This window comes from Pseudomonas sp. RIT409 (genome assembly GCF_003052515.2).
Taxonomy (GTDB): domain Bacteria; phylum Pseudomonadota; class Gammaproteobacteria; order Pseudomonadales; family Pseudomonadaceae; genus Aquipseudomonas.
This window is the reverse complement of the sequence record NZ_QARE02000019.1, coordinates 24,158-37,710: the sequence shown is the minus strand read 5'-3', so window position 1 is coordinate 37,710 and position 13,553 is coordinate 24,158. Positions and strand designations below refer to the sequence as shown.

At 61.1% G+C, this 13,553-nt stretch carries 12 protein-coding genes; 1 reads left to right on the top strand and 11 read right to left on the bottom strand.

Annotation, left to right across the window (positions count from 1 at the left end; translation table 11 throughout):
- Positions 1 to 40: 40 nt before the first annotated feature.
- The 10 genes from DBP26_RS20940 to DBP26_RS20895 all read right to left on the bottom strand — a co-directional run bounded on the left by DBP26_RS20940 (position 41) and on the right by DBP26_RS20895 (position 11,699).
- Positions 41 to 1,228: an ATP phosphoribosyltransferase regulatory subunit gene (locus tag DBP26_RS20940; RefSeq protein ID WP_108239435.1), complete on the bottom strand. Its 1,188-nt coding sequence runs from the start codon at positions 1,226 to 1,228 to the stop codon at positions 41 to 43.
- A 296-nt stretch (positions 1,229 to 1,524) separates the two neighbouring features.
- Entirely contained in the window at positions 1,525 to 2,394 is an 870-nt protein-coding gene (gene hflC, locus DBP26_RS20935; protein ID WP_108239434.1) for a protease modulator HflC, read from the bottom strand.
- Complete coding sequence (gene hflK, locus DBP26_RS20930) at positions 2,394 to 3,575, bottom strand: FtsH protease activity modulator HflK (protein ID WP_108239433.1); 1,182 nt, start codon at positions 3,573 to 3,575, stop codon at positions 2,394 to 2,396. The genes hflC and hflK overlap by 1 nt, the downstream gene beginning before the upstream one ends.
- 97 nt (positions 3,576 to 3,672) lie before the next feature.
- Positions 3,673 to 4,974 carry a ribosome rescue GTPase HflX gene (hflX, locus tag DBP26_RS20925; protein WP_108239432.1) on the bottom strand — a complete coding sequence of 434 codons (1,302 nt, stop codon included), beginning with the start codon at positions 4,972 to 4,974 and terminating at the stop codon, positions 3,673 to 3,675.
- Between the two features lie 12 nt (positions 4,975 to 4,986).
- Positions 4,987 to 5,247: an RNA chaperone Hfq gene (gene hfq, locus DBP26_RS20920; protein WP_108239431.1), complete on the bottom strand. Its 261-nt coding sequence runs from the start codon at positions 5,245 to 5,247 to the stop codon at positions 4,987 to 4,989.
- A gap of 90 nt (positions 5,248 to 5,337) precedes the next feature.
- A complete protein-coding gene (gene miaA / locus DBP26_RS20915) occupies positions 5,338 to 6,309 on the bottom strand; it encodes a tRNA (adenosine(37)-N6)-dimethylallyltransferase MiaA (protein WP_108239430.1) in 972 nt (323 codons plus the stop codon).
- The gene (mutL, locus tag DBP26_RS20910; RefSeq protein WP_256601406.1) at positions 6,309 to 8,243 is read right to left on the bottom strand and encodes a DNA mismatch repair endonuclease MutL; all 1,935 of its coding nucleotides are present in this window, start codon (positions 8,241 to 8,243) and stop codon (positions 6,309 to 6,311) included. The genes miaA and mutL overlap by 1 nt, the downstream gene beginning before the upstream one ends.
- A 59-nt stretch (positions 8,244 to 8,302) precedes the next feature.
- Positions 8,303 to 9,742, bottom strand: coding sequence for an N-acetylmuramoyl-L-alanine amidase (locus DBP26_RS20905; RefSeq protein WP_218565116.1), 1,440 nt, complete (start codon positions 9,740 to 9,742; stop codon positions 8,303 to 8,305).
- Between the two features lie 2 nt (positions 9,743 to 9,744).
- Positions 9,745 to 10,215, bottom strand: coding sequence for a tRNA (adenosine(37)-N6)-threonylcarbamoyltransferase complex ATPase subunit type 1 TsaE (tsaE, locus tag DBP26_RS20900; protein ID WP_108239428.1), 471 nt, complete (start codon positions 10,213 to 10,215; stop codon positions 9,745 to 9,747).
- Positions 10,203 to 11,699, bottom strand: coding sequence for an NAD(P)H-hydrate dehydratase (locus DBP26_RS20895; protein WP_108239427.1), 1,497 nt, complete (start codon positions 11,697 to 11,699; stop codon positions 10,203 to 10,205). Before DBP26_RS20895 ends, tsaE begins: the two co-directional genes overlap by 13 nt.
- Positions 11,700 to 11,762: 63 nt before the next feature.
- Here DBP26_RS20895 and queG point away from each other — a divergent pair, with 63 nt between their 5' ends.
- Complete coding sequence (queG, locus tag DBP26_RS20890) at positions 11,763 to 12,860, top strand: tRNA epoxyqueuosine(34) reductase QueG (RefSeq protein ID WP_108239503.1); 1,098 nt, start codon at positions 11,763 to 11,765, stop codon at positions 12,858 to 12,860.
- A 66-nt stretch (positions 12,861 to 12,926) separates the two neighbouring features.
- Here queG and DBP26_RS20885 read toward each other — a convergent pair whose 3' ends face one another.
- Positions 12,927 to 13,538, bottom strand: coding sequence for a trimeric intracellular cation channel family protein (locus DBP26_RS20885; protein ID WP_108239426.1), 612 nt, complete (start codon positions 13,536 to 13,538; stop codon positions 12,927 to 12,929).
- Between the last annotated feature and the right edge of the window lie 15 nt (positions 13,539 to 13,553).

The window sequence follows — 13,553 nt, the reverse complement described above, 5'->3', positions numbered from 1 at the left end:
CACGCAAACTGGGTGCCGGCCTGCAGCCGACTGGAATAACTCAAACGGCCAGCGGCATTACCTGCCAGCGCTCGCCATGCTGAACCAATTGCCGATCGCAATCGGCTTCTTTCGCTGCCGAGACCGGCTGGCCAGGCAACGCTTGAACCACGCGCTGCCCCTCACTGCGCAGTTGGCAGACTGCCTGCCAAAGGGCCGCATCCGTACTGTCCGGCATCCAGATGCCGCCAGACGGCAATTCGATCTGCGCCCGCCCCAACGTGACCAGGGTTTTCAAATCGGTAGAAAAGCCCGTTGCCGGACGTGCGCGGCCAAAGTCAGCGCCGATGTCATCGTAACGACCGCCTTGTGCGATGGACTGCCCCACGCCAGGCACGAACACCGCAAATACCACGCCGGTGTGATAGTGGTACCCACGCAGCTCGCCGAGGTCGAAATACAGCGGTAGATCCGGGAAACGCGCCGACAAGCGCTCGGCGATCTCCGTCAGATCATCCAGTGCATCGATCACTGGCCCAGGCGCCTTGGCCAGCCGCTCACGTGCAGCGTCCAACACTTCGCGACCGCCGCACAGATCGACCAACGCGCGCAGCATGGCGGCCAGGTCGGCTGACAACCCTTCGGTCAAGGCGACGACCTCGTCGATGGCTTTGCGCTGCAGCGCATCGAACAACTGTTGCTCGACTTCGCCGGATAACCCTGCCGCACGGGCCAGGCCACGGTAGATGCCAACATGTCCCAAGTCCATGTGAACATCGGGCACCTGCGCCAGTTGCAGCATGGCCAGCATCAGGCTGATGACTTCGACGTCACTGCTCGGACTGGCGTCGCCGTACAACTCAGCACCGAGTTGAATCGGGCTACGCGAGGACGACAACGCTCGAGGCTGAGCGTGCAGGACACTACCAGCGTAGCAAAGACGGCTCGGACCCTCGCGGCGCAATGTGTGGGCATCGATCCGCGCCACCTGTGGCGTGATGTCTGCACGAAATCCCATCTGGCGACCTGATTGCGGATCGACCACTTTGAAGGTGCGCAGATCCAGATCCTGACCCGCGCCCGTGAGCAGAGATTCGAGGTATTCGATGTGAGGGGTCACGACGAACTCGTAACCCCAGCTTTGAAACAGATCCAGCACCTGACGACGCGCCACTTCAATGCGCGCCGCTTCCGGCGGCAGTACTTCTTCGATGCCATCCGGCAGCAGCCAGCGGTCAACCGTTGCCATTACGCCTTTCCCCTATGATCCGGGCGGCCAACCCCTTGGGCGAGCCTTGAGTGAAGCAGACAGCGTTCAACAGGACGGCCGCGCCGGGTCGATGATGCCCAGACAAAACCGCCCTGCGCGTTGCGAACGCCGCCCTCGAAAAAACTGCCGGGCACGAGTTACGCCACGGCCAATCAATCGTGTAGACGCAAAAAAGCCGGGAATTTCCCGGCTGCCGCATCATACACACGTTTTGCCTTGCGATCACCCCGCCGGACAGTTTTGCCGCCCGGCGGAGCTCTCGGATACGCGTGCAACTACGGTTTGGCTTTTTCCATATAGCGGAAGAACTCGCTGTTCGGATCCAGCACCATCACGTCGCTCTTGTTTGCGAAGCTCTCGCGATAGGCGCGCAGACTGCGGTAGAACGCGTAGAACTCCTGATCCTGAGCGTAAGCCTTGGAGTAAATCGCTGCGGCTTGCGCATCACCGTCACCGCGGGTTTCTTCGGACTCACGGTAGGCTTCGGCCAACAGAACGCGGCGCTGGCGATCGGCATCGGCACGGATACCTTCCGCCAGCTCGTTACCCTTGGCGCGATGCTCGCGGGCTTCTCGCTCGCGTTCGGTGCTCATGCGCTCGAACACGCTGCGGTTGACTTCCTTCGGCAAGTCGATGGCCTTGACCCGAACATCGATGATTTCAATGCCCAGCTCCTTTTCCGCCATCTTGTTGAGGGACGCCGTGATGTCAGCCATCAGCGCGTCACGCTCGCCCGACACTGCTTCGTGCAGGGTGCGCTTACCGAACTGATCACGCAGACCCGACTCCAGGCGACGGGAAAGGCGCTCATCGGCATTCTGCTTCAGGCCCGACGTTGCGGTGTAGAAACGCTCGGCGTCCTTCACGCGCCATTTGGCATAGGCATCCACCATGACGGCTTTCTTTTCCAGCGTCAGAAACCGTTGTGTGGGCGCATCCAACGTCAGCAAACGCCCGTCGAACTTGCGCACCTGGTTCACATAAGGAACCTTGACGTGCAAGCCGGGCGGTACGTCCGATTCGACGACACGACCGAAGCGCAGCATCACCGCGCGCTCGGTCTGAGCGACGATATAGAAGCTGTTCCACGCCACCACGGCCAGCACGACACATACAATCAAGGCGACCAGAGATTTATTGCTCATCAACGACTCTCCCTAGTGCGCGTGTCACGTGGCGTTTGCATGTCCGATGCGCGTACGCCCGGATCGGTGGCAGTCGTCGAGGCGCCGCTCGTGGAAGCCCCTGAACCGCTACGGCTGCTGTCGATCATTTTGTCCAATGGCAGATAAAGCAGGTTGTTCTGGCCTTTGTCGCCGGTCACCAACACCTTGCTGGTGTTGCTGAAGACTTCCTGCATGGTTTCCAGATACAGGCGCTCGCGAGTGACCTCGGGGGCCTTGCGATATTCGGCTACCAGCTTGGTGAAGCGATCCGCCTCACCCTTCGCCCTGGAGATCACTTCATCACGGTAACCATTGGCGTCTTCAACGATGCGCTGTGCCTGACCCCGGGCTTCCGGAATCACGCCATTGGCATAGGTTTCCGCCTGGTTGCGAGAACGTTGCTCGTCTTCACGGGCACGGATCACGTCATCGAAGGCTTCCTGCACTTCGCGCGGGGCTGCGGCACTTTGCACGTTCACCTGAGTGACCGTAATACCGGTGCGATAGGTATCGAGGAAACGCTGTAGCCGCTCCTTGATTTCGCTGGCCATCAGCTCACGCCCCTCGGTCAGCACCTGATCCATCGCGGTCGACCCGACAACGTGACGCAAGGCACTTTCAGTGGCGTGCTGCAGGCTGACTTCAGGCTGATCGACGTTCAGCACGAAGTCCTGCAGGTTAGTGATCTTGTACTGCACGGTCAGCGGCACTTCGACGATGTTCTCGTCTTCGGTGAGCATCTGGCCCTGCTTGCTGTACGCCCGCTCACGCGTGACGTTTTCGAGGTACTTGCGATCGAACGGCGGGAAGTAGATGTTCAGGCCCGGACCGACGGTTTCGTAGTATTTGCCGAACCGCAGGACCACGGCCTGCTCCTGCTCGTCCACCACGTAGATGGCGTTGTACAGCCAGATGGCAAGCAACACGACCAGGCCGATACCGAGCAGACCGAAGCCGCCGCCCTTGCCCGAACTGCCGCTGCCGCTGCCGCCACCGTCACTGTTGCGTTTTTTTCCACTACCGAACAACCCATTCAGGCTTTCCTGCAGCTTTCGGAAGGCCTCGTCGAGATCCGGGGGCCCCTTGCGGTCGCCGCCTTTGCGCTTGCCACCCCAGGGATCCTGATTATTCGAGTTGCCACCCGGCTCATTCCAAGCCATAGCGCTCTCCATCTGATAAAGCAAAGACGCGCCCGCGGCGCGCCGACCAATGCTACAGAATGCCCGTCGCGGCAGGACTACCGCCGCGAAGGGCTTTTTATTGCAAAGTGTGTTGCTCGATGAATTCCAGCGGCTGCAGTCCTTCGCGACTCACCAGGCGATTGAATTCAACACGGGGCAAACGAACTGCCAACAGGCTGCTACCCTCGTCATCGTGCGCCTCGCTCTGCACGGCACCCAGTTGGAAAAACTGAGCGCGCAACCGCGCGAAACGCTGCGACAAACGCAAGGTGCCAACGAACAGGTCGTCCCCCAACAGCTCGGCAATGGCTTGCTTGAGCAAGTCCAGCCCTCGACCATCACGCGCAGACACCCAGACCCTTTGCGGTTTGCCATTGGCATCGCGCTGAATCTGAGGCTCGACCCCCTCGAGCAGATCGAGTTTGTTATAGACCTCCAGCATCGGCAAGTCCTGCGCACCAATCTCGCGCAGCACCTCCAATACCTGTTCGATCTGCTCCATCCGGTCAGGCTCGTGGGCATCGATCACGTGCAGCAACAGGTCCGAATTGCTCGACTCTTCGAGCGTAGCCCTGAACGCCTCGACCAGCTTGTGCGGCAAGTGACGAATGAAACCTACGGTGTCTGCGAGCACGATCGGCCCCAGGTCGTTCAGCTCAAGGCGGCGCAGCGTCGGGTCCAGCGTTGCGAACAACTGATCAGCAGCGTAGACCTGCGAATCGGTCACTGCATTGAAAAGCGTGGATTTCCCGGCGTTGGTGTAACCCACGATGGAAACCGTAGGAATATCCGCCCGAGAACGCCCGCGACGGGCCTGGTCGCGCTGGCTGCGAACCTTCTCCAGACGGCTTTTGATCTGACGCAGGCGAACCCGCAGCAAACGGCGGTCCGTTTCAAGCTGGGTTTCGCCCGGCCCACGCAGGCCGATACCCCCACCCTGTCGTTCAAGGTGAGTCCACCCTCTGACCAATCGGGTACTCATGTGCTCAAGCTGAGCGAGTTCGACTTGCAGCTTGCCCTCGTGGGTGCGTGCACGCTGGGCGAAGATGTCGAGAATCAGACCCGTGCGATCGAGCACGCGACACTCGAACACACGCTCGAGGTTGCGCTCCTGACTGGGCGTAAGGACGTGGTTGAAAATAACCAGATCGGTTTGTTCGGCGTGGACCAGGTCGCGCAATTCATCGACCTTGCCGCTGCCGACCAGAAACTTGGCGGTTGGCCGATGCCGGGGCACGTTGACGAACGCAACGATGTCGGCACCTGCCGAAAGAGCCAGCTCCCTGAACTCCTGCGGATCTTCGCGCGCCTCAGGGTCCTGACCATCCAAATGAACGAGGATCGCCCGCTCACCACCACCGTGGCGCTCAAAGAACAAGGCAGACTCCTATCAGGCGTTACCTGGCTCAGCGTCACTCTGGTCGGATTCGGAAGCGCTAGGCAGACGAATTGGACGGACCGGAACAACGGTCGAGATTGCGTGCTTGTAAACCATTTGGCTGACAGTGTTTTTCAGCAGAATAACGAACTGGTCGAAGGACTCGATCGTGCCTTGCAGCTTGATGCCGTTTACCAGATAGATCGAAACCCCAACCTTCTCTTTACGCAAAGTGTTCAGGTAAGGGTCTTGTAGCGAATGCCCTTTTGACATGTGCCGCACTCCTTTAAGGATCAATAGAATAAATTCGAAAACATTGGCTCAGGCCGTTACCCCCCAAGGATAGACGGCAATTGCAAGGACTCAGCCCAATATGGAGACCGATCCCAGGTATTTCAAGGTGCGTGGCAGATTGTCGCAAGCCAGGCTGTCCAACCAGTGTAAATTTTCCCAGCTTCGCAGCCAGGTGAACTGTCTCTTGGCCAACTGCCGCGTGGCGATGATGCCGCGTTCCTGCATCTCGTCCCGGGTCAGGCTGCCATCAAGATAGTCCCAGACCTGGCGATACCCTACAGCTCTTATAGACGGCAAATTCGAGTGCAGGTCACCCCTCGAACGTAACGCCATCACTTCCTCAACGAACCCCTCATCAAGCATTTGCCTGAAACGTAGCGCGATTCGGTCGTGCAATACCTTTCGATCCTGAGGCGCGATCGCAAGATTGGCGACAGTATAGGGCAATTGATGTCGCCCCGAAGCGCCAGCTTGAGCACTTTGCGCACTTTGTTGCGCTCTGTGTTCGGTCATGCTGATCCCGCTCACCCGGTACACTTCCAGCGCGCGGACCAGCCGCTGCGGATCATTGGGATGAATACGGGCCGCCGATACCGGGTCAATGGCCGCCAATTCATCATGCAACGCCTGCCAGCCGCGGCGGGCGGCCTCGTCTTCCAATTGGGCACGCACCTGCGCATCCGCCGCAGGCATGTCCGCCAGGCCTTCCAATAGAGCTTTGAAATACAACATGGTGCCGCCCACCAACAACGGAATTTTTCCCCGGGCGGTTATTTCGGCCATGGCCTGGAGCGCATCGGAACGAAAATCCGCTGCCGAATAGCTCTGCGCCGGATCGAGGATATCGATCAAGCGGTGGGGATACTTGTCCAGAAGCGCTTTTGCAGGCTTGGCGGTGCCGATGTCCATGCCGCGATAGACCAGAGCCGAATCGACGCTGATCAGCTCACAGGGCAGCACCTTGGTCAGTTCGATGGCCAGATCGGTTTTGCCAGCGGCAGTGGGGCCCATCAGGAAGATGGCCGGAGGGAGGGCACTCATCAGCGGCCGCGCAGAAACAGTTTGTCGAGATCATCCATACCCAGTTGAGTCCAGGTCGGCCGCCCGTGGTTGCACTGGCCGCTGCGTTCGGTGTTTTCCATGTCTCGCAGCAAGGCGTTCATCTCCGGAATCGCCAGCCGCCGGTTGGCGCGCACCGCGCCATGACAGGCCATGGTCCCGAGCAATTCATTCATGTGTGCCTGAACGCGGTCACTGGTGCCGTACTCCATCAGATCCGCCAGGACATCGTGCACCAGCCGGTTGGCCTCCGCTTGTTTGAGCAATGCCGGGATCTGCCGGATAGCCAGGCTTTCAGGCCCCAGGCGTTGCAGCTCAAAGCCCAACTGCTGGAAGGTGCCCATGTGTTCTTCGGCACAATCGGCTTCGCGCTGACTGACGGCGATCGACTCGGGCACCAGCAGCGGCTGACCGCTCAAGCCTTCGCTGGCCATGGCGATCTTGAGGCGCTCGTACATGATCCGCTCGTGCGCGGCATGCATGTCCACCAACACCATGCCGTGGGCATTTTCGGCCAGGATGTAGATGCCTTTGAGTTGCGCCAGCGCATAGCCCAACGGCGGAATGTCGCCGTGGGATTCGGGTAACGCGACGCTCGCAGGCGCACTCGCGCCGGGCTGGGCTGCGGGCAATGGGGCGAAGAATGCGCTGTAGGCGGCCCGCGCCTCTTCGGCAGGCAACACAGAGGATGGTCGCGGTGTGTACTGATACCCATAACCTGCACCGCCGGAACCCGCGGAGGGCGATGCAGCAGACCCTGCCGAGGTGTTCCAGGCAGAGCCTTGAGGCGTTTCCAGCAGGTTGTTGGCCAGGCGCATTTCACCCTGCGGGCCAAACTCTCCCGCTTCGGGTCCCGTAGGGCGTACCAATGCAGCCACGGACGTGGTACCCGCGAGTTGATCGTCGGGACGCACGTCACCCAGGGCCCGGTGCAAAGTGCCATACAAGAAGTCGTGAACCATGCGGCCGTCGCGGAAGCGCACTTCATGCTTGGTCGGGTGCACGTTGACGTCGACAACGGCCGGATCGACTTCGAAGAACAACACGAAGGTCGGGTGACGCCCGTTGAACAACACGTCACGGTACGCCTGACGCACGGCATGGGCGACGAGCTTGTCGCGCACTGCACGGCCGTTGACGAAGAAATACTGCAGGTCTGCCTGACTGCGCGAGAAGGTCGGCAACCCGACCCACCCCCACAATTTCAGGCCATTGCGCTCGACCTCGATCGGCAGCGCCTGCTCCAGAAAGCCCGGGCCGCAGACTGCGGAAACCCGTCGCGCGCGGGAAACGTCATCGCGGGCTTCGTGCAGGCTCAGAATCGTCTTGCCGTTGTGACGCAGGTGGAAGGCCACATCGAAACGCGCGAGCGCCATGCGCTTGATCACTTCCTGAAGGTGGTCGAATTCGGTTTTCTCCGCCTTCAGGAATTTGCGCCGCGCTGGCGTATTGAAGAACAGATCGCGCACTTCCACCGACGTGCCCACCGGGTGGGCGGCGGGCTGAACCCGGGAGGCCATGTCGCGCCCCTCGGTTTCGACTTGCCAGGCCTGATCGGCACCGCGCGTTCGGGAAGTCAGCGTCAATCTCGAAACGGAACTGATCGATGCCAGGGCCTCCCCCCTGAAACCGAGACTCATGACCCGCTCAAGGTCTTCCAACTCACGAATCTTGCTGGTGGCATGGCGTGCCAGGGCCAGGGGAAGGTCGTCGGGCGAGATACCGCCGCCGTCGTCGCGCACACGCAGCAGTTTCACACCGGCCTGCTCGACTTCGACATCGATGCGACGAGCACCGGAATCGAGGCTGTTCTCCAGCAACTCCTTGATGACCGAAGCGGGTCGCTCGACCACCTCACCGGCAGCGATCTGGTTCGCCAGCCGGGGGCTGAGCAATTCGATGCGTGCGGCATCCACAGCCGGGCTGTGGTCACTCACGGCAAGGTCCAGGCCCTCTCCGTCCACTAACAAGTCGCTCACGGCTCACCCGCCAGTTCCGCGCTTGGAATTTTCAGTTGCTGACCCACCTTCAGCTCATTGGAGCTGAGTTTGTTGGCGTTGCGCAGTGCTTCCATGCTCATGTCGTAGCGAATGGCGATCATGCTCAGGGACTCTCCCGCTCGCACGGTGTGTTCACGGGGGCCCATGGCCAGCTTGCCGTTGTCACGCAGCCACGCGATGTAGGTGCCTTGTGGCGGATTCTGCTGGAAGAACTGCTTCACGCCTGCCGTGATCGAGCGAGCCAAGGCCTGCTGATGGCTGGCGCCTTCAAGCTTGTTGGCTTCGGCGGCGTTGGAGATAAAGCCTGTTTCGACCAGGATCGATGGAATGTCCGGGGACTTGAGCACCATGAAACCCGCCTGTTCCACGCGGGATTTATGCAGCGGCGTCACTCGACCGATGTTAGTCAGGACCTTTTGCCCGACGTTCAGACTCGACGTCAGCGAGGCGGTCATCGACAGGTCCAGCAGGACACCGGCCAGCATCCGGTCCTTGTCATCCAGACTCACCGCGCCGGCACCGCCGATCAGGTCCGAGCGGTTTTCGCTGTCCGCCAGCCAACGCGCCGTTTCAGACGTAGCGCCACGGTCGGACAGGGCGAACACCGAGGCGCCGAAGGCCGCCGATGAGGGTGCGGCGTCGGCGTGAATGGAGACGAACAGGTCCGCACCCTTGGCCCTGGCAATTTCGGTCCGCTTACGCAGCGGAATGAAGTAGTCGCCGGTACGGGTCAACTCGGCACGGTAGCCCTTTTCGGCGTTGATCTGACGCTGCAACTCCTTGGCGATCGACAGCACCACGTTCTTTTCCTTCTGCCCTCGCCCTCCCGACGCACCAGGGTCCTCACCGCCGTGTCCCGCATCGACGACGACCACAATGTCGCGCTTGCCATTGGGCACAGGCGGCAGTTTGATTTCCGGCTTGGATGGGCTGACCGGCACGGCAGGCGTGGCTGGAGCAACGGTGGCAGGCGTGTCGGCAACGGTCGGTGCCGGGTTGGCATCGGCGGGGTTGTCGTACAGATCCACGACCAGGCGATTGCCGTATTGCTGGTTGGGGGCCAAGGTGAAGCTTTTCGGGGTCACGGTCTTTTTCAAGTCGACGACCACGCGCAGGTCGTCGGGCGTACGCTGAGCCGACCGGATGGAGGTAATGGGGGTGTTGGCGGTGGCGATATTGAGCGAGCCGCCTAACGTCGCACCATTGATGTCGATAACCAGGCGATCCGGGGATTGCAGAGTGAAAACGCTGTGCTGAACCGGGCCCGAGAGGTCAAAGACCAGCCGGGTGTTATCCGGTGCACGCCATAAGCGGACACTTCGTACCTGTGAGGCGGCAAACGCGTCGACAGCCAAGGCCATCAGCAGCAATCCAGTCACAGTCACCAGCGCGCGCATGCGCATACCAAACCCCATATCTATTTGAATTCCAAAGCCAAAGCGGCACACCACGTCTCGCCTCGCGAGCTCTCGGGGCTCAGCGTCAGGGCTCGACCATCCGCGTGCGGCCTAATGGTAATGATCAGGTCAGGCTTTGGCAAAAAGCCCGCCCCCAGATCAGGCCACTCGATCAGGCAAAGCGCTTGCCCTTCGAAGTAGTCGCGTATGCCGAGGAATTCTAGCTCTTCTGGATCAACAAGTCGGTAGAGATCAAAGTGATACGCGCGATTTCTCCCAATTTCGTAAGGTTCTACCAAGGTGAACGTCGGGCTTTTTACCGCACCGGTATGGCCCAGCCCCTGGATGATGCCTCGCGACAGCGTGGTCTTGCCCGCGCCGAGATCGCCCACCAGAAAAATAATCCCATTGCCTTCAGTCACTTGGGCAATCCGTGCGCCAAAGTCCGTCATTGCCTCTTCACCTACCAGGTGCAGGGTTACCTCAGACACGGTTGTTGCTCCTCCAGCAGCTTGCGAATTTCGGGAATCAGATCAGCGGCAGCCATGCCGCGCCCGTTTGCCCCACATTTTTCCCCCGCGTACGCATGCAACCATACGCCCAGACACGCCGCCTCGAATGGGGGCATCTTCTGCGCCATCAGCGCGCCGATCACGCCAGAAAGCACGTCGCCCAGCCCGCCCGTCGCCATTGCCGGATGACCGTGATCAGCCAGCGCCAGGTCGCCTGCAGGGTTGGCGATCAGGCTGCCACTGCCCTTGAGCACGCAGACAGCATTGAACCGCTTCGCCAACGCACGCGCGGCAGCAGGACGATCGGCCTGTACCTGTGCAGTGTCCATTCCCAGCAGCCGGGCCGCTTCACCGGGATGCGGCGTGATGACGCATCCTTCGGGCAACTGCACGTTGCCTGCAGCCAATTGATTGAGTGCGTCAGCGTCCCAGACCTGCGGCCGCCTTGCATTGGCAGCCGCCGATAACAGGCTGCGCCCCCATGGGTGTTGGCCCATGCCAGGGCCGACTACCAGCACCGTGGCTGGCCCGATCAGCTCCATCAATTGATTGGCCGACTGAATCCCGGCGGCCATCACTTCGGGAAAGCGCGTCAGCGCCGCGGTTACATGTTCGGGGCGGGTCGCCAGCGTGACCATCCCAGCGCCGCAACGCAAGGTGCTTTCGGTGGCCAACAGCGCAGCGCCGCCGAAGCCGAGATCCCCCCCGATCACCAGCACCCGGCCAAACATGCCCTTGTGAGCGGTCGGCGAACGCGGGTTGAGTGTCGGCAGGTTAAAGGTATCGAGCCGCTTAACGCTGGCGGGGGTTTGGGCGACGATGACGGAGTCGGCCTGCAAGTCGTCGAACACCAGCTCGCCGACCCGGTCAGGCCCATCGGCGGTGAACAGCCCGACCTTCAGCCCGATGAAGGTGACCGTCAGGTCAGCACGAACGGCGACCCCCAGCGTCCTGCCAGTGTCTGCACACAGCCCCGAGGGTATGTCCACCGACATGACCGGCAAGCCACTGTCATTGATGCACTCGATGGCCGAGGCATAGGGCGCACGGACATCTCCCTTGATACCCGTGCCCAGCAGCGCATCGACCACAATGCCGGCCAGCCGCTGTTGATGCCAGGGCAATACCTCGACCTGCTCATCCAGTGCATCTTTATAAGCTGCCGCGGCATCACCGGTCAGAACAGCCGTGCTGCCGACCGCGAGGACGGTCACTCGCCATCCCGCGCGCCGGGCCAGCATGGCAATGAGGTAACCATCGCCCGCGTTGTTGCCGTGACCGGCTAGTACTGTAAGTTCGCGGCCTTCCGGCCAGCGACGCCGGATCGCACGCCAGGCGGCATGCGCCGCTCGGTGCATCAATTCGAAGCCCGGCGTGCCCGCTGCAATCAGCCGTGCGTCGAGGTCGCGGACCTGCGCGGCGCTGTACAGTGCGTCGGGAAATGTGGGTTTGCTGTGCAACATGCGTCTTTGGGCTCCGATGTCTGGCAGAATTATACGCACCTGTACCCCGGTGTCCTCTTCAGCATGTCCGCGATTACTGTCGATCCCTCCACAAACCCCGCATTGCTGTCGGCTGCCGGGTTGGCTGAGCTTGCCCAATCGATCAAGGACTGGGGGCGCGAACTCGGCTTTCAGCAGGTCGGCATCTCGGGGCTGGATCTGGCGGAGCATGAGCAGCATCTGCAACGCTGGCTCGAAGCCGGGTACCACGGTGAGATGGACTATATGGCAGCGCATGGCAGCAAACGTTCGCACCCTGACGAATTGGTGCCGGGCACGCTGCGAGTGGTGTCGCTGCGGATGGACTACCTGCCTGGCGACACTTCGATGGCGAAACGGCTGGCCGAGCCGGAAAAAGCCTACGTTTCCCGGTACGCGCTGGGACGTGACTACCACAAACTGATCCGCAAACGCGTGCAACAACTGGCGGAACGGATTCAACAGGCCATCGGCCCGTTTGGTTTCAGAGCCTTCGTCGACAGCGCGCCGGTGCTGGAAAAAGCCATTGCCGAACAGGCCGGGCTGGGCTGGATCGGCAAGAACACGCTGGTGCTCAACCGCAAGGCGGGCAGTTACTTTTTCCTGAGCGAGTTGTTCGTCGATCTCGCATTGCCCGTCGACTCGCCTCACGCGACGGAGCATTGCGGTCGTTGCAGCGCGTGCCTGGACATCTGCCCAACCAACGCCTTCGTCGGCCCTTATGTTCTCGATGCGAGGCGCTGCATTTCCTACCTGACCATCGAGCTCAAGACGTCGATCCCCGAAGCGCTGCGTACGCTGATCGGCAACCGTGTGTTCGGGTGCGATGATTGCCAGATCGTCTGCCCCTGGAACCGTTTTGCCCGCCCAACGGATCAGAACGACTTCAAGCCTCGCCACGGGCTGGATAACACTGAGCTGGCCACACTGTTCCTGTGGGACGAACCCACCTTCCTCAGCAATACCGAAGGTTCACCGCTGCGACGGGCAGGCTATGAGCGCTGGTTACGCAACCTGGCGGTGGGGCTGGGCAATGCGCCGTCCACCATCCCAGTGATTGAAGCATTGAAGGCGCGCCGAGATCATCCCTCGGAAATGGTCCGTGAGCACGTCGAATGGGCACTGCGGCGGCATGACGCCTGATCGAAGGATCGCTGCTGAATGCGGGCCACCGATCACCCGCCGCAACCGGCGACACACGCCACGCGTTTAATGCCCGTCCTTATAGACGAACTTGGGCATCTCCCAGCGAAATCGGATCGCCAACAACCGCAGCAACAGCCCGCCTGACAGCGTGATCAGCGTTCCTTGCTCAATGGGCAGGCCAGCCCACTGACACAGAAGAAAGCACCACGCGGCCGCGAAGGAAACGCTGGCATACAGCTCGCGACGAAAGATCAGGGGGATGTCGTTGCAGAAGATGTCGCGCAGAATCCCGCCGAATGTGCCGGTGATCACCCCACTGACAGCCGCGACCATCATCCCCAACCCCATGTCCACCGCCGTCGTGCAGCCGATGATGGTGAACGCCACCAACCCCAGGGCGTCTAGCACCAGAAACAGCGAACGCAGGTGCCGCATGAGGGGCGCGATGCAGATGGTGATCAACGCTGCAACGCTGGTCAGTATGAGGTATTCAGGATGCTTGACCCACGTCAGCGGGTAATGCCCCAGTAACACATCGCGCACCGAACCACCGCCCAACGCCGTGATGCAGGCGATCAGCACCACCCCAAACCAGTCCATGCCGCGGCGCCCGGCAGACAGCGCGCCCGTCATGGCTTCCGCGGTAATGGCGATCAGATAGAGCATCAACAGCATGGCGGCGATCCGTGC

What these genes read in the sequence shown, in the direction of transcription:
- hflC (WP_108239434.1), bottom strand. Translation starts at nt 2,394, where the DNA reads ATGAGCAATAAATCTCTGGTCGCCTTGATTGTATGTGTCGTGCTGGCC.
- DBP26_RS20885 (WP_108239426.1), bottom strand. Translation starts at nt 13,538, where the DNA reads ATGCTGTTGATGCTCTATCTGATCGCCATTACCGCGGAAGCCATGACG.
- hflK (WP_108239433.1), bottom strand. Translation starts at nt 3,575, where the DNA reads ATGGCTTGGAATGAGCCGGGTGGCAACTCGAATAATCAGGATCCCTGG.
- DBP26_RS20940 (WP_108239435.1), bottom strand. Translation starts at nt 1,228, where the DNA reads ATGGCAACGGTTGACCGCTGGCTGCTGCCGGATGGCATCGAAGAAGTA.
- hfq (WP_108239431.1), bottom strand. Translation starts at nt 5,247, where the DNA reads ATGTCAAAAGGGCATTCGCTACAAGACCCTTACCTGAACACTTTGCGT.
- miaA (WP_108239430.1), bottom strand. Translation starts at nt 6,309, where the DNA reads ATGAGTGCCCTCCCTCCGGCCATCTTCCTGATGGGCCCCACTGCCGCT.
- DBP26_RS20895 (WP_108239427.1), bottom strand. Translation starts at nt 11,699, where the DNA reads ATGTTGCACAGCAAACCCACATTTCCCGACGCACTGTACAGCGCCGCG.
- queG (WP_108239503.1), top strand. Translation starts at nt 11,763, where the DNA reads ATGTCCGCGATTACTGTCGATCCCTCCACAAACCCCGCATTGCTGTCG.
- DBP26_RS20905 (WP_218565116.1), bottom strand. Translation starts at nt 9,742, where the DNA reads ATGGGGTTTGGTATGCGCATGCGCGCGCTGGTGACTGTGACTGGATTG.